This is a genomic window from Rothia nasimurium (assembly GCF_928391935.1).
GTDB classification, from domain to species: Bacteria; Actinomycetota; Actinomycetes; order Actinomycetales; family Micrococcaceae; genus Rothia; species Rothia nasimurium_D.
In genome coordinates this window covers 52972-77343 of the sequence record NZ_CAKMTD010000003.1, presented here as the reverse complement: position 1 = coordinate 77343, position 24372 = coordinate 52972, and the positions used below count along the sequence as shown (strand labels likewise).

The 24372-nt window shown below is 62.5% G+C and carries 23 protein-coding genes; 19 read left to right on the top strand and 4 right to left on the bottom strand.

What is annotated here, in order from left to right; translation table 11 throughout:
- Window positions 1-57: 57 nt before the first annotated feature.
- The 7 genes from L7A15_RS04900 (at window position 58) to L7A15_RS04870 (ending at window position 7891) form a co-directional block, all read left to right on the top strand.
- Window positions 58-3342 carry an FtsK/SpoIIIE family DNA translocase gene (locus L7A15_RS04900; protein WP_237212322.1) on the top strand — a complete coding sequence of 1095 codons (3285 nt, stop codon included), beginning with the start codon at window positions 58-60 and terminating at the stop codon, window positions 3340-3342.
- Window positions 3343-3373: 31 nt separating this feature from the next.
- Window positions 3374-3982, top strand: coding sequence for a CDP-diacylglycerol--glycerol-3-phosphate 3-phosphatidyltransferase (gene pgsA, locus L7A15_RS04895; RefSeq protein ID WP_237189871.1), 609 nt, complete (start codon window positions 3374-3376; stop codon window positions 3980-3982).
- Window positions 3983-3991: 9 nt separating this feature from the next.
- Window positions 3992-4510 carry a CinA family protein gene (locus tag L7A15_RS04890; RefSeq protein ID WP_423816891.1) on the top strand — a complete coding sequence of 173 codons (519 nt, stop codon included), beginning with the start codon at window positions 3992-3994 and terminating at the stop codon, window positions 4508-4510.
- Window positions 4511-4720: 210 nt separating this feature from the next.
- On the top strand, window positions 4721-5170 hold the full coding sequence (locus L7A15_RS04885) for a helix-turn-helix domain-containing protein (RefSeq protein ID WP_237189870.1): 450 nt from the start codon (window positions 4721-4723) through the stop codon (window positions 5168-5170).
- A gap of 74 nt (window positions 5171-5244) precedes the next feature.
- A complete protein-coding gene (locus tag L7A15_RS04880; RefSeq protein ID WP_237189869.1) occupies window positions 5245-5466 on the top strand; it encodes a DUF3046 domain-containing protein in 222 nt (73 codons plus the stop codon).
- 228 nt (window positions 5467-5694) lie between these two features.
- Complete coding sequence (gene recA / locus L7A15_RS04875) at window positions 5695-6804, top strand: recombinase RecA (RefSeq protein WP_237189868.1); 1110 nt, start codon at window positions 5695-5697, stop codon at window positions 6802-6804.
- Between the two features lie 94 nt (window positions 6805-6898).
- Window positions 6899-7891, top strand: a complete 993-nt coding sequence (locus L7A15_RS04870; protein ID WP_237189867.1) for a regulatory protein RecX — start codon at window positions 6899-6901, stop codon at window positions 7889-7891.
- Window positions 7892-8060: 169 nt separating this feature from the next.
- Here L7A15_RS04870 and L7A15_RS04865 read toward each other — a convergent pair whose 3' ends face one another.
- Both L7A15_RS04865 and L7A15_RS04860 read right to left on the bottom strand, forming a co-directional pair.
- A complete protein-coding gene (locus L7A15_RS04865) occupies window positions 8061-9269 on the bottom strand; it encodes an aromatic amino acid transport family protein (protein ID WP_237189866.1) in 1209 nt (402 codons plus the stop codon).
- A gap of 76 nt (window positions 9270-9345) precedes the next feature.
- Complete coding sequence (locus tag L7A15_RS04860) at window positions 9346-10482, bottom strand: hypothetical protein (protein WP_237212321.1); 1137 nt, start codon at window positions 10480-10482, stop codon at window positions 9346-9348.
- A 35-nt stretch (window positions 10483-10517) separates the two neighbouring features.
- On the opposite strand from L7A15_RS04860, the gene miaB reads away from it, so the two are divergent.
- Genes miaB through dapF form a run of 3 tightly spaced genes read left to right on the top strand, consistent with a single transcriptional unit; the run spans window position 10518 to window position 14007 of the window.
- Window positions 10518-12032 (top strand): tRNA (N6-isopentenyl adenosine(37)-C2)-methylthiotransferase MiaB, encoded by a 1515-nt coding sequence (miaB, locus tag L7A15_RS04855; RefSeq protein WP_237189490.1) that lies wholly within the window; start codon window positions 10518-10520, stop codon window positions 12030-12032.
- Between the two features lie 3 nt (window positions 12033-12035).
- Window positions 12036-13013, top strand: a complete 978-nt coding sequence (gene miaA / locus L7A15_RS04850; protein ID WP_237189489.1) for a tRNA (adenosine(37)-N6)-dimethylallyltransferase MiaA — start codon at window positions 12036-12038, stop codon at window positions 13011-13013.
- Window positions 13014-13047: 34 nt separating this feature from the next.
- Window positions 13048-14007: a diaminopimelate epimerase gene (dapF, locus tag L7A15_RS04845; RefSeq protein WP_237189488.1), complete on the top strand. Its 960-nt coding sequence runs from the start codon at window positions 13048-13050 to the stop codon at window positions 14005-14007.
- A gap of 52 nt (window positions 14008-14059) precedes the next feature.
- Here the strand turns inward: dapF and L7A15_RS04840 are convergent, their stop codons facing one another.
- Window positions 14060-14665, bottom strand: coding sequence for a class I SAM-dependent methyltransferase (locus tag L7A15_RS04840; RefSeq protein ID WP_237189487.1), 606 nt, complete (start codon window positions 14663-14665; stop codon window positions 14060-14062).
- 88 nt (window positions 14666-14753) lie between these two features.
- Between L7A15_RS04840 and hflX the strand changes: the two genes are divergently transcribed.
- Both hflX and L7A15_RS04830 read left to right on the top strand, forming a co-directional pair.
- Entirely contained in the window at window positions 14754-16358 is a 1605-nt protein-coding gene (gene hflX / locus L7A15_RS04835) for a GTPase HflX (protein WP_237189486.1), read from the top strand.
- Window positions 16355-18394, top strand: coding sequence for an ATP-dependent DNA helicase (locus L7A15_RS04830; RefSeq protein ID WP_237208272.1), 2040 nt, complete (start codon window positions 16355-16357; stop codon window positions 18392-18394). Before hflX ends, L7A15_RS04830 begins: the two co-directional genes overlap by 4 nt.
- A 119-nt stretch (window positions 18395-18513) precedes the next feature.
- Here L7A15_RS04830 and lexA read toward each other — a convergent pair whose 3' ends face one another.
- On the bottom strand, window positions 18514-19227 hold the full coding sequence (gene lexA, locus L7A15_RS04825) for a transcriptional repressor LexA (protein WP_237189484.1): 714 nt from the start codon (window positions 19225-19227) through the stop codon (window positions 18514-18516).
- A gap of 325 nt (window positions 19228-19552) precedes the next feature.
- Here lexA and L7A15_RS04820 point away from each other — a divergent pair, with 325 nt between their 5' ends.
- The 7 genes from L7A15_RS04820 to L7A15_RS04790 all read left to right on the top strand — a co-directional run bounded on the left by L7A15_RS04820 (window position 19553) and on the right by L7A15_RS04790 (window position 24349).
- Window positions 19553-19909, top strand: a complete 357-nt coding sequence (locus L7A15_RS04820) for a LysM peptidoglycan-binding domain-containing protein (RefSeq protein WP_237208273.1) — start codon at window positions 19553-19555, stop codon at window positions 19907-19909.
- Window positions 19910-19995: 86 nt separating this feature from the next.
- Complete coding sequence (locus L7A15_RS04815) at window positions 19996-21105, top strand: histidinol-phosphate transaminase (protein WP_237208274.1); 1110 nt, start codon at window positions 19996-19998, stop codon at window positions 21103-21105.
- A gap of 64 nt (window positions 21106-21169) precedes the next feature.
- A complete protein-coding gene (gene hisB / locus L7A15_RS04810) occupies window positions 21170-21802 on the top strand; it encodes an imidazoleglycerol-phosphate dehydratase HisB (RefSeq protein ID WP_237189481.1) in 633 nt (210 codons plus the stop codon).
- Window positions 21803-22480 (top strand): imidazole glycerol phosphate synthase subunit HisH, encoded by a 678-nt coding sequence (hisH, locus tag L7A15_RS04805; RefSeq protein ID WP_237189480.1) that lies wholly within the window; start codon window positions 21803-21805, stop codon window positions 22478-22480.
- 6 nt (window positions 22481-22486) lie between these two features.
- The gene (locus L7A15_RS04800; protein WP_237189479.1) at window positions 22487-22660 is read left to right on the top strand and encodes a hypothetical protein; all 174 of its coding nucleotides are present in this window, start codon (window positions 22487-22489) and stop codon (window positions 22658-22660) included.
- Window positions 22661-22697: 37 nt separating this feature from the next.
- Window positions 22698-23429, top strand: a complete 732-nt coding sequence (gene priA, locus L7A15_RS04795) for a bifunctional 1-(5-phosphoribosyl)-5-((5-phosphoribosylamino)methylideneamino)imidazole-4-carboxamide isomerase/phosphoribosylanthranilate isomerase PriA (protein ID WP_237189478.1) — start codon at window positions 22698-22700, stop codon at window positions 23427-23429.
- Window positions 23429-24349 (top strand): SseB family protein, encoded by a 921-nt coding sequence (locus L7A15_RS04790; RefSeq protein ID WP_237189477.1) that lies wholly within the window; start codon window positions 23429-23431, stop codon window positions 24347-24349. Before priA ends, L7A15_RS04790 begins: the two co-directional genes overlap by 1 nt.
- Window positions 24350-24372 lie beyond the last annotated feature (23 nt).

Genomic DNA, 24372 nt, shown 5'->3' with positions numbered 1-24372 from the left:
TTCTGCCGCCGGGTAAGCTATTTAACGAATCGCTCCACTAAATCAGTATTGGGAAGAATGGCTCCGAGAAAGTCTGCACCAAAGAAATCTTCTGCCCCCAGGTCAGCTCCCCGAGCATCGGGGGGCCGCTCAGCTGCGTCTGCCCGCCGGAAAGGCGCATCCCAGCAGGTTTCAGCTCCCCAGGAAAGTAACGTCCTGATCAGGGCCATCGTGGGAGCCTGGCAGTCCCTGGCCTTCCTCGTAGGTGGGGCTGTTCGCCGTATGGGTGAACTCCGCACCGATATTGAACTACACGAGCGCCGCGACGGCGGGGCCCTGTTTGTGCTTGCCATTGGCCTGCTGACCGCGTCCGTTGAGTGGTGGGGCTGGCGGGCTGACCCGGCCAACCTCCTCTGGTACGAGCTGCCCCTACACTGGTGGCATGTGGCCGTGGGCGGGCTCTTTGGCCAGGGGGCCTTGCTGATACCCATCCTCTGTTTGATTTTTGCGATCCGGATCTTCCGGCACCCGCTTGACGTCCAATCCAACAACCGAATTGCAGTTGGTTTTACGGGCATGACGGTATCGGCCTCCCTCATGGGAGCCAAGGTGGCCGGTTACCCCACCTTCTCCAGTTCTTTCGAGGAATTTTGGGGTGGCGGCGGCACCATCGGCGTGCTGCTGGGAACCCCCATGAGCCGGATTGTCGGTGGAGTGTCAGCCCTGGAATGGGCCCTGATTGCCCTGGTCTTTATCGGTAGCCTGCTCTGGGCAACTGATACCCCCCTCCGTCAGGTGGGGCCCAAGCTGGTCTATATCTTCGGGGTCTTGCTCGGGGAACGGCCTGACGGTAGCGTCCAGGACGCCGGGCGTCCCTCCCGCCGGAAGAAGGCCAGCGTTGAGGACGAGACCGAAACCCGCGTCCTTGACGAAGAGCATGACCGCTCCTACCTCTATGAGGGGGAGGACGAACCCGCCCCTGCCCCCCGACGTCCTCGGGGTGGCCTACTGGGCTGGCTTGGCTTCGGGGGAGGGGCTAGGCCCTCGTCGGATAGCCGCCTGGACAGCTACGAGGCAGATGAAGCCTACCAGACCCCGGTCGTCCACGAACCTGAGCCTGAGACTACCCAGCTGAATCGGGTAGAGGCCCCTTCCTCCCGTGCAACCCGCCCTGCCCGCCAGGCAGAGGCTTTCGATATTGAGGCTCCCCGCAAGCAGACCCGCCGCGAAAAGAAGGCGGCTGAGAAGGCCGCCAAGAAGCAGGGTGCCCTCTTTGACCAGGGTGCCTGGGACGAGGCTGAAGCCTCGGACGCCCCGGCCCAGCGTCTGGAACAGGCCCGGAAACTTGCCTCTGACCAGGGCTACGCCCCTGAATCTCAGGTTGAACCTGAAATCCCTGCTGAGGTCATGGAGTCAGAATTTGAAGACTTTGGGGAGCTGAACCCCGTCGAGCCTTCCCCGACCCGCAGCTGGGCTGATACCCGCGAGGCGGGGGCCGGACGTCCTGCCCCAGCTTCTTCTGCCCCAGCGTCTTCTGCCCCCGCAACCGCAGCCGGTCTTGGGGCTACCCTGGGGGCGGCTGCACGCAAGTCCCAGGCCCAGGCAAGCCCACAAGCTGCCCCTCAGTCTGCCGTTTCCCCATCTGCTCCCCAGCCCCCAGCGGCCCCGGCAGCAGCCCGTCCTGCCCCCCGCCTGCAAAACAACACGGTAGCTGAAACCGCCGAGCAGCCCCGGGGCGAGATGGTCGTGGAATCCTCCACCGGCACCTACACCCTGCCCACCGAATCCATGCTGGAAGCCGGCCCCCCGGCCAAGGAAAGCTCAGAAGCCAACGAGCAGGTGGTAGCTGCCCTGACCAACGTCCTAGAGCAGTTCAACGTGGACGCTGAAGTCACCGGCTTCTCCCGTGGCCCCACTGTCACCCGCTACGAAATTGAGCTTGGCCCCGGCACCAAGGTGGAGCGCGTCACCGCCCTCTCCAAGAACATCGCCTACGCCGTGGCATCAGCCGACGTCCGTATCCTCTCACCCATCCCGGGCAAGAGTGCTATCGGTATCGAAATCCCCAACACCGACCGCGAAATCGTGGTGCTGGGTGATGTGCTGCGCTCAGCCAAGGCCCACGCCACAGACCACCCCATGGTCATGGGTGTGGGTAAGGACGTCGAGGGCGGCTTCGTGATCGCCAACCTGGCCAAGATGCCCCACATGCTGGTGGCCGGTGCCACCGGTGCCGGTAAGTCCTCCTTCGTGAACTCCATGATTACCTCCATTCTCATGCGCTCCACCCCCGACCAGGTGCGCTTGATCATGGTGGACCCCAAGCGCGTGGAACTGACCGCCTACGAGGGCATTCCCCACCTGATTACCCCCATCATCACCAACCCCAAGAAGGCCGCCGAGGCCCTGCAGTGGGTAGTGCGCGAGATGGACGCCCGCTACGACGACCTAGCCCACTACGGCTACAAGCATGTGGACGACTTCAATAAGGCCGTCAAAGCCGGCAAGATCCAGCCGGAGCCCGGTTCCAAGCGCACGGTTAAGCCCTACCCCTACCTGCTGGTGATTGTGGACGAGCTGGCCGACCTCATGATGGTGGCTCCGCGCGATGTGGAAGAGTCCATTGTTCGTATCACCCAGTTGGCCCGCGCCGCCGGTATCCACCTGGTGCTGGCCACCCAGCGTCCGTCCGTTGATGTGGTCACCGGCCTGATCAAGGCCAACGTACCCTCCCGAATGGCCTTTGCCACCTCCTCCGTCACCGACTCCCGCGTGGTGCTTGACCAGCCCGGCGCTGAGAAGCTGATCGGCCAGGGCGACGCCCTCTTCCTGCCCATGGGGGCCTCCAAGCCCATGCGTGTGCAGGGCGCCTGGGTGGGTGAATCTGAGATTCACGAGGTCGTGGAACACGTCAAGAAGCAGGCCCCTGCGGTCTACCGCGACGACGTGGTGGCCACCGCCCAGTCCAAGAAAATTGACGACGACATTGGGGATGACCTGGACGACCTGCTTCGGGCAGCCGAACTGGTGGTCAACACCCAGTTCGGTTCGACCTCCATGCTGCAGCGCAAGCTACGCGTGGGCTTCGCTAAGGCAGGCCGCCTCATGGACCTGCTCGAATCCCGCGAAGTCGTCGGCCCCTCCGAGGGTTCCAAGGCCCGCGACGTGCTTGTCCAGCCCGACGACCTGCCCGCCGTCCTGGCCAAGATTCGGGGCCAGGAGCTGCCACCTGAGTCCACCCCCGACCCCTACGGCGGGGACCCGGTAGCCTCCATGCACGCTGACGTCCCTGAAGCCGTCGACTACTATGACGACGACGATGCCGACGGCAGTGAAGACGCCTGGAGCCTTACCGGCCGATAACCCCCGCCAGCCACCACCCCTAGGAGTCCTTATGGCCGAGCAGACCACCTCATCGAACTGGAACCTGCCCAACGCACTGACTGCTCTACGCATCCTCATGGTGCCCCTCTTTATCTGGGCCCTGTGGTCTGGTGGCGCTTACGGGGAGGAAGGCATGGCCCTGCGGTGGTCAGCTGCTGGTATTTTTGTGCTGGCTATGATCACCGACTGGCTGGATGGCTACCTGGCCCGCAAGAACAACCTGATTACCAGCTTCGGTAAGATCGCTGACCCGATTGCTGACAAGTTCCTGACCGGCGCTGCCTTTGTGGTGCTGTCCATGCTGGGGGAGCTGTGGTGGTGGGTGACGATCGTGATCCTGGTGCGTGAGTGGGGTATTACGGTGATGCGTCTTTTCGTGATTAAGTACGGGGTGATGGCTGCCTCCAAGGGGGGTAAGCTCAAGACTGTTCTGCAGACAGTGGCGCTGGTCTACATGCTGCTTCCAATGGGTCTGCTGGGACAGTGGGCCCTGTGGCCGGGTTTCCTGCTGATGGCAGCTGTTGTGCTGGTCACGGTGGTTACCGGTATTGATTATGTGATCAAGGCCTGGCAGCTGCGGCAGGATTACCTGGCCCAGACTGGCACCGGTGGCCGGTAGGGTTGGGCCGTGAACTATGAGAAGCAGGGGCAGGACGCTGCCGCCCACCTGGTAGCCCTGGCCCGCACCCGGCTGGAGGCAGGGGAGCCTGCCTGGATCGCAACCGCTGAATCCCTCACCGGCGGAATGGTGGGGTCTTTAATCTGTTCAGTGTCCGGAGCCTCAGCCGTATATAGGGGCGGGGTGATTTCCTACGCAACGGAGGTCAAGGCGTCCGTGCTGGGCGTTGACGCCGACTTACTGGCAGCCCGCGGGGCCGTTGACCCCGATGTTGCCCTAGCCATGGCCCAGGGGGCTGCCCGGGTATGCGGGGCAGAGTACGGGGTGGCGACGACTGGCGTGGCTGGGCCAGATCCCGCCGACGGTAAACCGGTGGGCAGGGTCTACCTTGCTGCTATCGGGAGCCGGGGCGGGCGCGTCCTCGAAAAAAATTATGAAGGAAGCCGGGCAGACATACGCGCCCAAGCTGCCCGCGACGCCCTCATCCTGCTCACTGACCTCCTGGAGGGGGCCACCAAGGGGGAGTAGGGTAACCTCCCAGAAAATTTTCAGATAAATTTTTCAGGTTCTAGGGAATGAAAATCCAGCTCGGTGGGTTTAGATAGACGTACCGTGAAAAATGTCAGTAAACGACTTATTTCGCACTCTTAGCTGACGACTGCTAAAAGATAGGTTAGGCTAGGAGCCAGGAGCCCTGACTCTGGACAGGGCACAAGCACCAAGGAGATTGGTATAACAATGACTAAGCAGCCCGTATCCGTGAACGGTGTCGTCCGTTGGAAGGATGTGGGTCAGACTGAAAACGCTGCACCCACCCAAGACACCGGCAAGGTTCTGCTTCTGCGCCATGCAATTGGCGAGGTCCTGCGCGACGTCCGTCAGCGCCAGGGGCGAACCCTCCGCGAGGTTTCACACTCTGCCCGTGTGTCCCTGGGGTACCTGAGTGAAGTTGAACGCGGTCAGAAAGAGGCTTCCTCTGAGCTCTTGGCCTCCATCTGCCAGGCCCTGAACATCACCCTGTCAGCCATGCTGGCTGAGGTTTCTGGGCGTATGGCTGTTGAAGAGGGTTTCTCTGTTCCTGATACCGTACCCGCTGAATTTTCTGAGCAGTTCAAGCGTGAATACGGAATCGCTGCAACCTCTAGCCGCGATATCCCCGGTCTTGAACAGGCTGCTGCTGCCCGCTAAGGGGCACTTATTGTCGTAACAGGGAGCTGGGCTGTAAGGGCCCGGCTCCCTGTGTCTGTAGAAGGGGGAAGCTGGTGAAGCTGAGTGAGTTTTGGGCGGCCATGGAGCACGAGTTTGGGGCGGTCTACTCCCGTCACTTGGCCCGGGATCTTGTGCCGGGCGATTTTGGGGAGATGACAGCCCAGCAGGCTCTGGACGCTGGTGTTGAGGTGCGGAGCGTGTGGCTGGCGATTTGCCGGGTTCAGGACGTTCCCGTGGAGAGGCAGCTGGGGCCAGACTGGAAGCCTCGGGGGTAGGGGCTGCCGTCTGAAGGGCAGGGGTTAGAAAATCTTTCCTAGTTAATAGAAAATGTGTTCGAATTAGGGTAGGATTGTGGATAGAACAGAGCGGCCGCCTGTCATAGTGGGCGGTTATCCACAGATTTTTTGCTCTGGTGCGCCGAATGCTTAAAGTGTCAGGCACCCGTATTACCGTGGTAGGCAGAGAAAAGAACTCGCCGACGCGATAAGAAATGAGGAACGTAAATGGCAGCGAAGACTCGCATGCAGTCCGTAGGTCAGGTACCGGCTGAGGGCCGTGAAAAAGCACTTGAGGCCGTCCTGGCCCAGATTGACAAGAACTACGGTAAGGGCTCCGTTATGCGCCTGGGCGACCGTGAGGCAACCCAGGTGGAAACGATTTCTACCGGTGCCCTGGCCCTGGACGCCGCTCTCGGTATTGGTGGCCTGCCCCGTGGCCGCGTCGTAGAAATCTACGGCCCCGAGTCCTCCGGTAAAACCACTGTTGCCCTGCACGCTGTTGCTAACGTCCAGAAGGCTGGCGGTATTGCTGCCTTCATCGATGCTGAACACGCCTTGGATCCCGTCTACGCTGCTAAGCTGGGTGTTGATACCGATTCCCTCCTGGTCTCCCAGCCCGATACCGGTGAGCAGGCCCTGGAAATCATGGATATGCTGGTGGGCTCTGGCTCCATCGACCTGATTGTGGTTGACTCTGTTGCGGCCCTGGTGCCCCGCGCCGAAATTGAAGGCGAAATGGGCGATTCCCATGTGGGTCTGCAGGCCCGCCTTATGTCCCAGGCCCTCCGTAAGATTACCGGCCGCCTGTCTGCCACCAACACCACCGCGATTTTCATCAACCAGCTGCGTGAAAAGATTGGTGTTTTCTTCGGCTCCCCTGAAACCACCACCGGCGGTAAAGCCCTGAAGTTCTACGCCTCGGTCCGTATCGATATCCGCCGTATTGAAACCCTCAAGGACGGCGCCAACCCCATCGGTAACCGCACCCGCGCTAAGGTCGTCAAGAACAAGATGGCTCCCCCCTTCAAGCAGGCCGAGTTCGACATCCTCTACGGTGAAGGTATCTCTGTCGAAGGTGGCATCCTTGACCTGGCAGTTGAGCACAATGTGGTCAAGAAGTCCGGTGCCTGGTTCACCTACGAGGGCGACCAGCTGGGCCAGGGCAAGGAAAACGTCCGCCGTTTCATGAAGGACAACCCTGAGCTAACCGAGGAAATCAAGTACAAGACCATGGTGAAGCTGGGCATTATCCAGGGTGAAGAAGAAACCGAAGAAGGCGACATCGAGCCTTCAACCTCGGTAGATCCCCTGGACGACATCTCAGAAAACTTCTAAACGCATATCAGCGAGTTCTAGCCGCCACTGCCGTACACCACCCGGTAGTGGCGGCTTTCGCCGTCACCCAGCCTGTAGGTAGATACGAGGTAGCATGAGCAAGGATACGCCCCCGGACGACTTCCTGACCCCCGAAGAGTACCCGGCCTGGCACCCGGCCGCCCAGGGCCTGACAGAAGATCTCCCCGGAACCTCCGGTGTCTACGGGAACCAGCGCCCCGCTACCCCCTACACCGGCCAGTCCACCGCAAAAAAGGGCAGCGAAACTGAGGGTGGGCAGGGGCACGCTGAACCGCAGACGTCCCCCGGTAAGTACACCCGCCGCCGCAACCCCAATCTGAAAAAGGGCTTCCGCAAGCCGCCTGCTCAATACGCTGCACGGTCACCCTTCGCACCCGCTATCGGGGCAGCGTCCGCACCCGAAGCCGCTACCCTCAAGAAGGGGCGGTCCCAGCCCCTCTTCCGTGAAGGGTCAGCCCTGAATGAGCCGGTCACAGACGAAGAGATGCTGCTGCAGGGGGTCACCCCCCTACCCGAAAAGCGGGGCCGGGCGGGGAAGGAACCTGAAAGCGAGTTCAGCCGGGCCAAGAACATTGTGCTCAACCAGCTGGCTGCCTCACCCAAGTCCCGGGCCATGCTTGAGAAAAAGCTGGTTGAGAAAGAAATTTCCACCGAGGTAATTGAGGATATTCTGGCCCGGTTTGAGGCCGTCAACCTCATCAATGACGCTGAGTTCGCTGATGTCTATGTGCGTACCCGTATGAACGTGAAGAAGCTTTCCCGTTCCGCGATCCGGCGGGAGCTGAAAACTAAGGGGGTTGAGGGTGAGCTAGCTGAGCTTGCCCTGGAGCAGCGCACCGAAGAGGACGAGCGGGCTGACGCCCATGAGCTGGTGCGAAAGAAGCTGCGTCCCTCCATGAACCTGGGGGACCGGGCTGAGAAGGATAAGGTGATGCGTCGCCTGGTGGCTATGCTGGGCCGCAAGGGCTACCCGGCAGGTCTGGCCTTTAGCGTGGTGCGCGAAGAGGTCGAGAGCTACGCTGCCGAGATGGGCATGGAGGAAGCAACTAGTTCCTACTGGGATTAAGGTATCCAGGGCGGTCCCGGCTTTACCTGCCTGCCCCGCACCCGTCCGCGCCTGCCTGCCCCCGGCCTGTCCGCTGGTAGGTTGGTACACTGAGGGCGCCCCTCCATCGGTGTGGTGGAGGGGCGCCCTCGTATCTGGTGGGCATCGGGGGTATGGCCCCTGCTGGGTGTTAGGACCAGCCGGTGGGCAGCAGGCCAAGGATGGCTGCAACTGAGTAGATGAAGGCCACCAGGTAGGTCAGGATGAGGATGCCCTGGATGATGGGGTGGGCCTGCCAGGTAACTCGCCAGACCGGCTCCAGCTCGCCGTTCTTGCGGGCTGCGTGGAGCATGAGGACCGGCAGGATTGACATGGCGGCCCCGGCAAAGCCACCGGCGTAGGAGAGGGCGGAGACGAAACCGCCGAGCCCGGCGATGGAGATGATGAGCGGGGGCAGGACGGTGAGGCCTACGGCTGCCAGGCGGAGGGGACCGTGTTCTTCCCAGCGGGTGATGTCGAGGATGTTGCGCATGGCGGTGTAGCCGATGGCGACGAAGGAGGTGAACATGGCCAGGAGGGCGAAGACGTTGGCCAGGTAGTAGGCAGCGGGGCCGAGAGCTTCGCCCCAGGAAAGGGTGACGACTTCTGAGACGTTTTCGCCGAGCAGGCCGAGGGCGACGAAGGGGACAAGGGCTAGGGTGAAGCCGGTGGCTGCCATACCGCCGATGAGGGCGGTGGGGATGGCTGTGGGGTTGGTATCGCCGAGGCCGCGGACGAGTTCAGGGACGACGTACTGGGCCATGAAGGTGAAGACAGCCAGGTTCATGATGGGGATGATGAAGAAGGGGTGGAGGACGATCAGGTTTTCGAAGGTGATTCCGGGGCCGAGGATCGTCCAGAGGGAGAGGCCCAGAATGATGGCGGCCATGCCTGCTGTGATGAGGCCTTCTACCATGCCGGTTGCATGGAGGCCTTTGAACATGATGAAGGAGCCGAGGAAGAAGAAGATGAGGGTGCCAGCGAGCGGGGGGAGGCCGAGGAGGTTGTTGAGGAGGGATCCGGAGCCTGCGGCGTAGGCGATGAGGGCGCCGATGGAGTTGACCATGATGGCGGCGAAGATGAGCCAGCGGCCGGTTTGGCCCAGGTATTTTTCGGCGAGGCCGGAGAGCTGGAGGGGCTCCTTAGTGCGTTGGGAGACCTCGGCTATATACATCATGGAGAAGGTGGTGAGCAGGCCTGCGATGGTGAGGGCGATGGCCAGGGCAAGGAAGCCGCCATTGCGGGCTGCGTAGGGCAGGCTGAGGATTCCGGCGCCGATGTTGGTGCCGAAGATGAGGGCGATGCCCTGAATGACGCTGAGCGTCGGGGCGGGGCGTGTGGTGTGGGTGGTGATTGACATTGAGGTCTTTCTCGATGTGTGAATGTTGTTGTGCCGCCCTTGATTGTACGCCTGAGTTGGGCCGATGGTTGTTTCGTTACGGGGTTGTACCTGCTTGTTGTTCGGCGAGGGTGGCTTGGATGGTGAGTTGGGCTGCGGTGAGGTGGGGGTCTTGGACGGGGTGAGGTAAGGGGGTTGGGGCGATACGCCGGTAGAGGTTATCGGTTGCTGTACGCCAGATGGGGGTGGAGATGAGGGAGGAGGGTAGGGGCCCGTCCGGCCAGGAGGGGAATCCTAGTCGCATTTCTGCTAGGGGTAGGGCCCAGTGGTGGAGGCAGGTGCCTTCGGCGTCAATTGCCCGGATCCTTGGGGTGGCGGACGGGTTCGTCCCGGCGGGTTGGGGCTGGATGAGTAGGTTGGTGGGGGAGAAGTCGCCGCTGGAGAGCACCTGGTGGGTGGGGGCCGGATAGATGATGCTGTGGACCTGGTTATGCCAGAGGGCGAGCTGGGGCGAGTCGGGTTCTAGGCCTGCCTGGTGGGCCAGGACGTTCAGGCCTTTGACGGCGAGGCGGGGTGAGGGCTGGGCGCCGGGCCTGGGAGCGGCGGGGTCTGCTGCGGCAAGGGCTGAGGCGAAGGACGATGCGGCCTTTTCCTGGTGGGGTGACGTGAGGATCTGTGCCCAGGTTTCTGTGTATGCGGTCAGGGCTAGTTTCTGGTCTGCGGGGTTGCCGGTGAAGAAGTCTGCAAGTGGTATCCAGGCCTGGCTGATGCTTTTGCCGTCCTGGTGGGGTGGGGGAGCGACGTCCTCTAGGGCCAGGAGTCTAGCCTCGTCATCGGTGGCCAGCAGCTTCGGGTAGAGGCCCGGGGCTATTTGGTCCAGGGCAGCTAGGCCGTGCTTTTCGCGCAGGTAGCCGAAGCCGCCGGAGTTGCTGGCTGAGTCCTTACGGCGAAAATACTTAAGGACGGCCGTCCGCCCCCTGGAGCTGGCGGAGATAGGCCCAGCGGAGGTAGATCCAGCGGAGCCTACTCGCACGACAACCGACCTCATACCAGCTGAGAGGATTTCGGCTGAACCCACCTGGTGGCCCAGCAGCCGGGGAGCCTGGGCCAGAATCGTGGTCAGAAGCCTGATGAAGGCGGGGGACAGGACCGGCTGATCTGAGGGTTTGGCTGTGTAGGCTGAGGCGGCCTGACGGGCCAGCTCGGCTAGGGGCGAAGAAAGGGCTGATGGCATGTGCCCCATTATCGCCTATCTAGTAATCTAGTGGGGTGAGTATTGACGTGAACACCGACAAGCCCGTAGCAGTTTCAAAGACCCGCACCTATGAGGTGCGTACTTTTGGCTGCCAGATGAACGTACATGATTCAGAGCGCATGAGCGGCCTGCTCGAAGCGAATGGGTATGTACCTGTTGAAGAAGGCTCCACCCCTGACCTGGTTGTTTTTAACACCTGCGCTGTGCGTGAGAATGCTGATAATAAGCTCTACGGCAACCTGGGGCTCCTGGCCCCGGTCAAGCGTGAGAATGAGGGGATGCAGATCGCTGTGGGCGGTTGCCTGGCCCAGAAGGACCAGGACGTCATTCTGAAAAAGGCCCCCTGGGTTGATGTGGTCTTTGGTACCCACAATATCGGTTCCCTGCCCGCCCTGCTGGAGCGGGCCCGTCATAACCATGAGGCCCAGGCCGAGTTGCTGGAGTCCCTTGAGGTCTTCCCCTCCACCCTGCCGACCAAGCGTGACCACGTCTATTCCGGCTGGGTTTCTATTTCTGTGGGTTGTAACAACACCTGTACCTTCTGTATTGTGCCCTCCCTGCGCGGTAAGGAAAATGACCGCCGCCCCGGTGAAATTTTGGCTGAGGTGCAGGCCCTGGTCGACGACGGCGCGATTGAGGTGACCCTGCTGGGCCAGAACGTCAACTCCTACGGGGTGGCCTTTGGCGACCGTCAGGCCTTCTCTAAGCTCCTGCGGGCCTGCGGCGACATTGAGGGGCTGGAGCGCGTCCGCTTCACCTCCCCCCACCCGGCCATGTTCACCGACGACGTCATCGATGCCATGGCCGAGACCCCCAACGTCATGCCCGTGCTGCACATGCCCCTGCAGTCTGGTTCTGACAAGGTGCTCAAGGACATGAAGCGATCCTACCGCTCCAAGAAGTTCCTGGGCATCCTGGAGAAGGTGCGCGAGCGCATTCCCGACGCCGTCATCACCACCGACATCATCGTCGGCTTCCCCGGCGAAACCGAAGAGGACTTCCAGGAGACCCTGCGCGTGGTGGAAGAGGCCCGCTTCTCCTCGGCCTTTACCTTCCAGTATTCGATTCGCCCCGGCACCCCGGCAGCGACCATGCCCAACCAGGTGCCCAAGGCTGTGGTGCAAGAACGCTACGAGCGTCTGATTGCCCTGCAGGACCGCATTGCCGGTGAAGAGAACCGGAAGCAGCTGGGTAAGACTGTGGAGCTGATGGTGACCGCCGAGTCAGGGCGTAAGGCTGAAGAGACTGGCCGTCTGTCGGGCCGGGCCCGCGACCAGCGCCTGGTGCACTTCACGGTGCCCGAAGGTTGCGAGGTGCCCCGCCCCGGCGACCTGGTGACCCTGCCCATTACCGAGGCCGGTTCCTTCCACCTGATTTCTGACCCTACTGCCGACCAGTACTCGGTGCGCCGCTCCCGCGCAGGCGATGCCTGGGATCGAGCCCAGGCCGACTCCTGCGGCACCGGCACCACCCAGGTGCCCGGCACCCCGGTTTCCCTGGGCTTCCCCACCTTCAAGCCCGCCCTCTAACCCATGGCAGAGAAGGACGCCGCCCGCACCCCCCTGCCCATCATCGCCGTGGTGGGCCCCACCGGCTCCGGCAAGAGTGCCCTCGCCATTGACCTGGCCCGGGCCCTGGGCGGGGAGTGCGTCAACGCCGACTCCATGCAGTTCTACCGGGGCATGGACATCGGCACCGCCAAGGTCACCACCGAAGAAATGCAGGGGGTACCCCACCACCTGCTCGATACACTGGACGTCACTGAGGAAGCCTCGGTCGCCCTTTTCCAGGCCCAGGCTAGAGCTGTTTTTGATGAGATTCGCGCTCGCGGGAACTACCCGATCCTGGTGGGTGGGTCTGGCCTGTATGTGCGTGCTGCCCTGGACATTTTGGACTTTCCCGACACCGACCCAATGGTGCGGGCCCGGCTGGAAGCCGAGCTGGCGGCGTCCGGCCCCGGCCCCTTGATGGAGCGCCTGCGGGCGGTTGACCCCGAATCTGCCGAGCGGGTGAAGGACGACCGCCGCCTGGTGCGGGCTCTGGAGGTCTTTGAGGTGACCGGCCGCCCCTTCTCGTCCTTCATGCCCACCCGCACCTACCACCAGCCCGCCTTACAAATCGGGCTGAACGGTGACCGCGCCCAGCTGCACCAGCGGCTGCACGAGCGGGTGGTTGCTATGGAAGAAGCCGGTCTGCTAGCCGAGGTTGAGGCTCTTGAAGCCCAGGGGCTCAGAGAGGGCAAGACCGCCCCGGCCGCTATCGGCTACCGGGAGTTCCTCAAGGTTCTGGACGCTACCCGCGGCCACCTGCCGGAGGGGCAGGAATATTCTGTGGCCCAGGCCGTTGACGATACCGTGACCGCCACCCGCCAGTTCGCCCGCCGCCAGCTCACCTGGTTTAGGGCAGATCCCCGGGTCACCTGGTTCGACTGGGCAGACCCGGACCTCACCGCCCGGGCCCTTGCCCACATCAGCACCTCTACCAGCGCCCCAGCTGCTTCAGACCAGTAGACTAAAGAGCAAAACTACCGCAGAAAGGGAGCCCATGGCCGTCCACCCTGAACCTGTTACCCCCGTCTGGGGCGACCTCACCGGCAAAACCCTCACCAAGGGCCATGCAACCGGTAACGACTTTATTTTCGTCACCGACCCCACCGCCGAACTCGACCTCTCCGAAGAGCTGATTGCCCGCGTTGCCGACCGCCACTTCGGCATCGGGGCTGACGGCTTTATCCGGGCCGTCAAGACAGAGCACCTGCCCGACTACGCCCACCTGCTTACCGAAGCCCCCGAAGCCGCCTGGTTCATGGACTACCGCAACGGGGACGGGTCTATCGCAGAAATGTGCGGTAACGGGGTCCGTGCTTTTGTTGACTACCTCATCACCGAGCAGTTGATTACCCTCAACCAGGGGGAGCTGTTGAAGATTGGCACCCGCGCCGGGGTTAAGACCGTCGCTAAAACCGATACCGGCTACGCCATTGATATGGGCCCCTGGGGCTTTATCCACGGTGAGGACGCCCGCGCCAAGAACTCGGACTCAGAAGTAACTGCCGCCGGGCTCAATACCCCGCGTGAAGCCCTCTCCATCACCATGGGTAACCCCCACACCGTCGTAATGTTGGGCACCGACGAAAAACTAGATGGCCTCAACCTGACGGAGGCACCTGAAGTTACCCCCGTGCCGGAGAACGGCACCAATGTCGAGTTTGTCGTCCCTGAAACGATTTCCCCGGAGGACGGGGACCCGGCTACCGAGAACATTGGGATTATCCGCATGCGCGTCCATGAGCGCGGTGTGGGTGAAACCCTCTCCTGCGGTACCGGTGCCTGCGCGGCTGCTGCTGCAACCCGCTTCTGGGGTGGGGCCACCGCCCCGGACGAGTGGATCGTCCACGTCCCGGGTGGAACCCTGGCCGTTACCTTCGTGACCGGCCCCGATAACCTGGAACACGTCGTCCTGGCCGGCCCTGCCGCCATGACCGGAAAAATCCTGTTGGGCTAGAACCAGAAAAAAGGGGGGCGTCTTCCACGAGTGAAAGACGCCCCCCTTCTCTTTATTCCGGGCGGTGGACTTCTAGGATTCTAAAGCCCTTGGAGGTGGCATAGCGGCCTACCTCAAGATCGGGGAAGGTGTCGGCCAGCCACTTCTGCAGGGAATCGGAGCCCAGGTTTTTCTGGACGACCAGGTAGGCGGTGCCGCTGGGGGCCAGGCGGGGCAGCCAGGTGTGCATAATGCCGTGCAGGACGTCCTTACCCACCCGGATCGGCGGGTTGGACCAGATCGTGTCAAAGGTCAGGGACTCGTCGAGGCCCTCGGGGGAGGAGACGGTCACGTTCTGCAACCCAAGGCGCTCAGCGTTCATCTCGGTCAGCCGGGCAGAGCGGGAATTGACCTCAACCCCGTAGACCTCAGCATCGGGCGCCAACATGGCCAGGGTGAGGGTGATCGGGCCCCAGCCACACCCAATATCGAGTAGGCGGGTTCCCTGCGGCTCGGGGGCTTCATCGAGCAGAATCTTGGTGCCCTTATCGACCCCGCCCGGGCTAAAAATGCCGGGGGCCGTGAGTACCTGAACCCGGCGTCCGGCCAGCTCAACAGTGAGGGGCTGGGGGGTGAACTCTCCGGCAGGGTTTTCAGAAAAATAGTGCGCACTACTCATAAGCGTTCATTCTACGCGATACATGCCTACCCGCACCGCCGCCTGCCCGGTAAACTAGAGGGACGACCGCGACCACCTGAAAGGTACTATGACCGACACCTCCACCCCCAGCCAGGAACCGAAACTACCCTCCGACGAGCAGCTACGCCTCACGGTAGATCGAGTGCTGGGCCGGGCCACCAGCGGCGGTGGCCTCCTGGACGAACGAGCGCGTGAACTTTCTGATAACCAGCAGGAGCACTCCGAGTACGACGGCGACCAGGTAGACCTGGAAGAACGCCGGGCCCTGCGCCGCGTCGCCGGGCTCTCAACCGAACTCGATGACGTCACCGAGGTCGAATACCGCCAGCTGCGCCTGGAACGGGTGGTACTAGCTGGTGTCTGGTCTGAAGGCACCCTGGAAGAAGCCGAAAATTCCCTGCGTGAGCTGGCTGCTCTAGCTGAGACCGCGGGTTCTGAGGTTTTGGACGGCCTGGTGCAGCGCCGCCTCAAGCCCGACCCGGGCACCTACCTGGGCTCCGGTAAGGTGCTGGAACTCAAGGACATTGTGGAGGCTACCGGGGCAGATACCGTCATTGTGGACGCCGAACTGGCCCCCTCCCAGCGTCGCGCCATTGAAGACATCATCAAGGTCAAGGTCATTGACCGCACTGCCCTGATTCTGGATATTTTTGCCCAGCACGCCAAATCCCGTGAGGGTAAGGCCCAGGTGGAACTGGCCCAGCTTGAATACATGCTGCCGCGTCTGCGCGGTTGGGGTGCCTCCCTGTCCCGTCAGGCCGGTGGCCGGGCCGCCGGTGGTGAGGGCATCGGTTCCCGTGGCCCCGGTGAAACCAAGATTGAGCTGGACCGCCGCCGCCTCCGCGCCCGCATGGCCAAGCTCAAGCGAGAGATTGCGGCCATGGCCCCTGCCCGCGAAACCAAGCGCCTCAACCGCAAACGCAACCGGGTGCCGTCCGTCGCCATTGCCGGGTACACCAACGCCGGTAAGTCCTCCTTGCTCAACCGCCTGACTGACGCTGGCGTCCTGGTCGAAAACGCCCTCTTTGCCACCCTTGACCCCACCGTCCGCAAGGCCCAAACCCCGGACGGCGTCGGCTACACCCTGTCTGACACCGTCGGCTTCGTGCGGGCCCTGCCCACCCAGCTGGTGGAGGCCTTCCGCTCCACCCTGGAAGAGGTGGCCGACGCAGATGTGATCGTTCACGTCGTGGATGTCTCCCACCCCGACCCCGAGGGACAGATTCATTCGGTGCGCCAGGTGATTACCGAGGTAGACGCCCAAAACATCCCCGAAATCATCGTGCTCAACAAGGCCGACGCCGCTGACCCCTTCGTCATTGAGCGCCTGCGCCAAAAAGAGCCCAACCACGTTGTGGTCTCTGCCCGCACCGGTGAGGGAATCGAAGAACTCCAGCAGAAAATCGCAGACACCATCCCCCGCCCCTCCATCGAACTCAACCTGCTGGTGCCCTTCTCCGCCGGTGGGGTAGTCTCCCGCCTGCACGAATGGGACGCCGAAATTGTACGCACGGCCTTCGTACAGGACGGCACCTACGTACAGGCCCTGGTCCGCGACGAAGTAGCCTCTGAACTGGCCCAATACCAGCTGGACGACGAACTCCTGGAAGTCCTCCAACCCGAAATCGACGAGGCCATTGCGGCTGGGGCTGTCGAAACCGTCCGCTCATGAACCAGCCCATCACCGCACCCACCGGGCAGGAACCCGAAACCCTGCCCGGGGCCAAGCCCGTCCTGCACCTGCTGGACACCGTCGTAGAACGCTCCGGCGGCCAGCAACGCCCCGGCCAGCGCACCATGGCCGCCCACGTCGCCCGCGCCCTCGACACCCACAAGCACCTGCTAGTGCAGGCAGGCACCGGCACCGGCAAATCCCTGGGCTACCTGGTCCCGGCCCTGCACGCCGCCCAAACCAGCGACAAACCCATCATCGTAGCCACCGCAACCCTGGCCCTCCAATCCCAGATCGTCAACCGCGACATCCCCCGCCTGCTCGAATCCCTAGGCGACGAACCCGAACACGAAACCGACGTCGCCATCCTCAAGGGTCGCAACAACTACGTCTGCCTCCACAAACTTGAAGGCGGCTACCCTGAAGACGAGGGTGACACCCTCTTCGACCTGGACGGCCCCGGGCAGGCCGGACCCGCAGGAAAGCTAGGGGAGGAGGTGCTGCGCCTACGCGAATGGGCTAACACCACCGACACCGGAGACCGCGACGAACTCATGCCCGGCGTCAGCGACAGGGCCTGGCGGCAGGTAGCTGTCACCGCCTCAGAATGTCTGGGCAAAAAATGCCCCCTTGTCGAAGAATGTTTCAGCGAAATGGCCCGCACCCGCGCCGCCGAATCAGACATCGTCATCACCAACCACGCCCTGCTGGCCATCAACGCCTTTGAGGGCGCAGCAGTGCTCCCCGATCACGACATCGCCATCATCGACGAAGCCCACGAACTAGCCGACCGCGTCACCGGGGCCGTCACCGGCGTCCTCTCCCCGGCAGCCATTACCAAGGTCGCCCGCAGCCTCAAACGGCACACCGACGCCGACCACAAGGCCCTGGAACAGGCCGCGCTGGCCCTGGATGAGGCCCTCAACGGTATCCCTGCCGAGTTCATGCCCAAGGGCCTGCCCGAGCGTGTCGCTGCCGCCATGGAGCGGGTACGCGACGCCGCCCGTCAGGCCCTGACCGACACCAAGGGCGGGGATAAGGACGGCGACGCCGGCCGTCAGATGGCCCGGGCCGCCCTGACCGAGGTGCACGAAACCTCAGAAAAAATGCTGACCGCAGACCCCCTCTACCAGGTCATCTGGGTGTCCCGCACCGGTTCCTGGGAACCTGGAAAGGGCTATGTAGCTGCCCGGGACGACGACCCGGCCACCTTGCACATTGCCCCCATCTCGGTAGCAGGTCACCTGCGCGAGGGCCTCTTCGAGAACCGCACCGTGGTGCTGACCTCCGCCACCCTGACCGTCGGTGAGAGTTTCGACGCCGCTGCCGGGGCCCTGGGCCTGATGGGTAAGGACGCCCCCCGCTGGGACGGGATTGACGTCGGCTCCCCCTTTGACTACCCCAAGCAGGGGGTGCTTTACCTGGCCGCTGACCTGCCCAAACCCGGCCGGGGTGTTTCAGTAGAGCAGCTAGACCGGATCGTTGAACTGGTCACCGCCTCCGGGGGAGGGGCCCTGGGGCTGTTCTCCTCAAAACGCGGGGCTGAACTGGCTGCCGAGTATGTGCGAGAGCGCACCGACCTGAATATTCTGCTGCAGGGCGAGTCCTCCCTGCGGGCCCTCGTCCAGGAATTCAGTGAGGATACGAACTCCTGCCTCTTTGGCACCATGAGCCTCTGGCAGGGTGTGGACGTTCCGGGGGACTCCTGCCGGCTGGTCATGATGGACCGGATCCCCTTCCCCCGCCCTGACGACCCGCTCTCCCAGGCGCGTTCACGGGCGGTAGCTGCCGCCGGGGGCAATGGCTTCATGGCTGTTTCTGCCTATCACGCGGCCGTCCGCATGGCCCAGGGGGCCGGACGCCTGGTGCGCTCTATTGGGGACCGCGGCGTGGTTGCTGTGCTGGACTCCCGGATTGCAACCCAGCGCTATGGTAGCTACCTGGTCAAGTCCCTGCCACCCTTCTGGACGACCACCCGCACAGATGTTGTTGTGGGGGCCTTGGAGCGACTCAAACAGTCAATAGACGCCCAGTAGCTGTTCTGGCAGGCCCAGCCCGAGCCAAGGGCTAGGTTAGAAGGCACGCAAACAAGAAGCGCCCTACCACCGTGATAGGTGGTAGGGCGCTTTACTGTGAGCATCGAGAAGGCGGAGATTTATAGGCTACGGAGGACGGAGACGACCTTGCCCATGATGGTTGCGGTATCGCCCAGGATGGGTTCGTACTGGGTGTTCTGGGGTAGGAGCCAGGTGTGGCCGTCCCGCTGCCGGAAGGTCTTGACGGTAGCCTCGTCGTCGAGCAGGGCAGCAACGATGTCACCGTTCTGTGCGGTCTGCTGGGCGCGGACGACAACCCAGTCCCCATCACAAATTGCAGCGTCAACCATGGAATCACCCTTGACGCGGAGCATGAAGAGATCCCCCTGGCCCACGAGCTGACGGGGGAGGGTCATGACGTCCTCAACCGCCTGCTCAGCTGAAATAGGGACACCAGCGGCGATGCGGCCAACCAGGGGAACCGTGGCCAGGTTATCGCTGGTCTGGGCGAACTGGGGCACTACAGGAAGTTGAATGACGTTGGTTTCAGGCTGGGGATCATCTGCCTGGGAGTCGGAGAGAACCTCGATGGCGCGGGGACGCTTAGGGTCCCTGCGAATGTAGCCCATGTCTTCGAGCCGGGAGAGCTGGTGGGTCACAGAGGAGAGAGAAGCCAGCCCCACAAGGTCACCAATTTCCCGCATGGAGGGCGGGTAGCCATGCTCGTCGATAGCGGCCGAAATGGCATCCAAAATCTTCTGCTGACGGGCAGTTAGGGGGCGAGAGCTCCGGGTGGGCGGGCTGGCCGGAGTCTGCGGATTACGGTCGCTCACGGTATCTCGTCTCTTCTCGGTTGTGGTGCCCTGTACGGTAGCTGGCTCAAGGCGACGGCGGCTGGCCATTCCTTGTCGAAAGCTCCTGCAGGGGCAGCTCAAGGTTCTTAAGGTGAAGGAGGGGCTTTCTTAAAATGTCAGGCACCTGGTCTTCACTATCTTCTGGTCTTCTAAGACTATGCCAAACTGACAGGTTATTCAAACATTTGTTCTAATTTTTCTCGACTCCGTTCGAATTTTCTGATAGAACATATATACGAAGAGTTATTAGAACAGACTTTCTACTTCTGGTTGAAGGTCTGTGGAAGAATCAGGAGAACGACCTATGAGTGCTATCGCCTCAAGCGCGGCCCAGCCTTTTGGGGGCCGAATCCGATTGACCCGACGCGGCCGCTTTGTCTTCCGGGGGCTGCCCGTCCTTACCCTTCTTGCCCTCATGGTGATCGGGGCGCTCACCATGCTGATGCCGACTCCCGCAACCAGCTCCGATCTCGATATTTCCCCCGCCGGTAGCCAGACCGTCACGGTCTATCACGGGGATAACCTCTGGACGATTGCTGAAGATATTGCCCCTGGCCTCGACAGCCGCGATGTCATCAACCAGATTATGGAAATCAACGACCTCACCACCGCCAAGCTGGTTCCCGGCCAGAAGCTGGTTGTGCCAACCTATACCAAGTAAGCAGGCAGTCTGGGCTATCTGGGCTCGGGCGTGCCAGGCTTTGAAACAAAAATGCAGAGCATGGGGCCGGTCGGTACACTGAGGGAGTGACTGAAACTTCCTACACCCTCGACGCCCTGCCCCTGCGTGATGACCTTCGCGGCCGTTCCCCCTATGGGGCACCCATGATTGACGTTCCGGTAACCCTCAACGTCAACGAGAACACCCACCCCATGCCGCAGGATGTTATCGACGCCATCACCCGGGATGTAGCTCAAGCGGCGGTGACCCTCAACCGGTACCCTGACCGCGAGTTCGACACCCTGCGCGAGGAACTGGCCTCCTACCTGGGCCACGGCCTGACCCCTGCCCATATCTGGGCAGCTAACGGCTCTAACGAAATCCTCCAGCAGATTATGCAGGTTTTCGGTGGCCCCGGTCGATCAGTCATGAGCTTCGTGCCCACCTACTCCATGTATCCCCTGCTGGCAGACGGAACCAACACCGCCTTTATCGCTGGCCACCGGGCCGATGACTACTCCCTGACCAAAGAATCAGCCGTCCAGCAGATTCAGGAACACCAGCCCAATATCGTCATTCTCTGCTCACCCAACAACCCCACCGGCACCGGCCTGGACCTAGAGGTCATTGAAGCGGTCTACGAGGCAGTCTACGCCTACGGGGGTATCGTCGTCGTGGACGAAGCCTACGCAGAATTTGCCCAGGACAGGTCTAAGAACGCCCTGACCCTACTCCCGGGCCGCCCCCACCTGATCGTAACCCGCACCATGTCGAAGGCTTTCGCCCTGGCCGGTGCCCGCCTGGGCTACTTTGCGGCAGACCCGGCCGTGGCCGACGCCGTCCGCCTGGTCCGCCTGCCCTACCACCTCTCCGCCGTCACCCAGGCCACCGCCGTGGCTGCCCTACGGCACCGCACCCAGCTGCTGGCAAACGTCGACGACATCCGCTCCCAGCGCGACCGAATTGTTGAACATCTCACCAGCCTTGGTCTGGAACCGGCAGTCTCTGATTCCAACTTCGTCTTCTTCGGCGGGCTCAAGGACGAAAAGGCCGCCTGGTCCTACCTGCTGGAACAGGGCGTCCTGGTCCGAGATAACGGGATTCCCGGCTACCTGCGCGTCACCGCCGGAACCAAGGACGAAACCACCGCCTTCCTAGACCACCTAACCGACTACATCAACCGGTTCGAACGCTAGGCCCGGCCCCGGCCCCCGAACCCTAAAAACATCACCAGAACCCCCCCCACGTGAAGAGGTAACCATGGCAGTACCCACCACCAGCTCCACCGGCCTTGGCCCCCGCATTGCCAAGATGGAACGCAGCACCAGCGAGTCCTCCGTCAGCGTCGAAATCAACCTCGACGGCACCGGCGTCTCAGACATCGACACCGGCGTTCCCTTCTATGACCACATGCTCACGGCCCTGTCCAAGCACTCCCTGATTGACATGACCATCAAGTGCTCCGGCGACACCCACATCGATGTCCACCACACTGTTGAAGATACCGGCATCGTCCTGGGTGAGGTACTCCGCCAGGCTCTGGGTGATAAGGCCGGGATCCGCCGCTTCGGTACTGCCACCGTCCCCCTGGACGAAGCCCTGGCCTCCGCCGTCGTTGATATCTCTGGCCGCCCCTACCTGGTACACACCGGGGAACCTGCCGGTTTCGAATACCACCTGATCGGCGGGCACTTCACCGGGTCGATGGTGCGTCACGTCTTTGAGGCCTTTGCCTACCATGCCGGTATCTGCCTGCACATCACCCTGCTGGGTGGCCGCGACCCCCACCACATTGCCGAAGCCCAGTTCAAGGCCCTGGCCCGCGCCCTGCGCGAGGCTGTTGAGCCTGATCCCCGCCACGCCGGTATCCCCTCCACCAAGGGGGCCCTCTAAATGGTTGAGGCGCAGCAGAAGCCGACCGTCACCGTCCTCGACTACGGGGCCGGAAACGTGCGCTCGGCCGTCCGGGCCCTGGAAGAAGCCGGGGCGCATGTGGTTCTTTCCCGCGCTGAGGCCGATGTCTTGGGTGCCGACGGGCTCCTCGTTCCCGGTGTTGGTGCCTTCAAGGCTGTCATGGACGGCCTGCGCCAGGCAGACGCTATTCGCATGATCGGACGCCGGGTGGCCGGTGGCCGCCCCGTCCTGGGTATCTGCGTGGGCCTGCAGGTCATGTTCGAAAAGGGTGTTGAGCACGGAATCGAAGCCGACGGCCTGGGCGAATGGCCCGGTACGGTAGAGAAGCTCAAGGCCGATGTGGTGCCCCACATGGGCTGGAACACCGTGCGGGTGCCCGAGGGCTCCACCCTCTTCAAGGGCATTGAAAACGAACGCTTCTACTTCGTTCACTCCTACGGGGTGCAGGACTGGACCTTTGACCAGAACAACGAAGCCATGTTGCCGCCGCAGGTCACCTGGGCCAACCACGGCGGTGACTTCATTGCCGCCGTTGAAAACGGCCCCCTGGCTGCCACCCAGTTCCACCCTGAGAAGTCAGGGGAGGCCGGGATCCGTCTGCTCAAGAACTGGATTGCCTCCCTGCCCGTCACCGGCCGTCTTCCCCAGGAGGGCTAGGCCGATATGTCAGCAACAACCTCTGGCCTGCTCCTGATGACTGTGGGCATGATGTTTGTGGGCGGCGCCTACTCCTTCTATAAGCAGAAAATTACCTGGGTCGCCCAGGCTGTGCTCCTGCTTGTTGGCCTGGCCTTTGCCGGTTACGGCCTGTATGTAGTGATGAACTACAGCTCATAAAATTGACCTCTGATTGAATAAACCCCTAGGAGAACACATGACTCAGCGACTCGAACTCCTTCCCGCTGTTGACGTTGCCAACGGCCAGGCTGTGCGCCTGGTGCAGGGCGAGGCCGGTTCTGAAACCAGTTACGGTTCCCCCGTTGAAGCTGCCCTGGAGTGGCAGAACGCTGGTGCTGAGTGGCTGCACCTGGTTGACTTGGACGCTGCTTTTGGCCGTGGCGATAACATTGCGATCCTCACTGAGGTCGCCCAGGAGCTGTCCATTAAGATTGAGATGTCTGGTGGCATTCGTGATGACGAGTCCCTGGAGCGGGCCCTGTCACTGAACCCGGCCCGTATTAACCTGGGGACTGCTGCCCTGGAGAACCCGGAGTGGACCCGCAAGGTGATTGCCCAGTATGGGGATGTCATTGCGGTGGGCCTGGACGTGCGCGGGGAGACTCTGGCTGCCCGTGGCTGGACCCAGGAGGGAGGCAACCTCTGGGAGGTCCTGGATCGTCTGAACGAGGACGGCTGTGCCCGCTATGTGGTCACTGACGTCACCAAGGACGGCACCCTGCAGGGCCCCAACCTGGAGCTGCTGCGTAAGGTGGCTGAACGTACCGATAAGCCCGTGGTGGCTTCTGGCGGCATTGCCACCCTCGATGACATTGCTGCCCTGCGCACCATGGTGCCCTTCGGCGTGGAGGGTGCGATTACCGGTAAGGCCCTGTATGCCGGTAAGTTCACCTTGGGCGAGGCCCTGGACGTTGCAGGTCGCCCCTAGTGACTGACTTTTCTGATCGCGTCCACCGCGCCCATACCCATGGGCACGGCAACCCCGGAGACCCTAGTGCACCCCGCCGGGAGCTTCCTGCCCATATTGCTGCCCAGCTGGCGTCCGCCGGTCAAAAGACCGATACCGGGGGCCAGCCCTGGGAGGGGCGCAACCTGGGGGAGGGCACTAGCCACACCCACCAGTTCCCCGGCGATGACGGCAGAACCGACCCCGCCCTGCAAAAAGTTCTCGATGCTTTCGCCGCTGGCGAGGTCGATGAGGTGGCCGTGGTGGATGCCCTGCGGTCGGTGCGGATTTTTGCCCCGGTGGTGGCCCAGCTGTCGCAGGCTGAGATTACGGAGCAGGGGCTGGTGTCAGATAAGGAATCTGACATGGCCCTGGTTTCGATTCAGGCCCCGGATGGGCGTAAGGCCCTGCCCGTTTTTACCCATGTGGATGCCCTGACCAGCTGGCATGATCTGGCCCGCCCGGTAGCGGCTGATATGCGGAAGACAGCCCTGTCTGCGGTGGAAGATGAGAACCAGCTGATTGTGGTAAACCCGGGGGCACCCCTGACCTTTGTGGTGCGTCGTCCGGCCTTTTGGGCGATTGCCAAGGGGGAGCCCTGGGTGCCGTCCTACCGGAACCCGCAGGTCGCTGAGATTCTTTCTGACCTGGTGACGCCCCTGCCGGGTGTTGTGGCTGTTGAGTTGGCTCCCGGGGCGGGGGTCTATAGCCAAACGGAGGACGGCCGGGTGCTTGCCGGTGGCGGGCACGGGCCGGAACTCAAGATCACCCTCAAGCTCCTGCCCGGACTAACCCAGGAACAGGTTAACCGTACGGTCGCTACCCTGCAGCAGGGCCTGGCCGAGCACCGGTACCTGGCTGAGCAGGTTGATTCGGTGCAGATTTCCCTGACTTCAGCCTAGGGGCCAGCCTTGTCGATACAGGA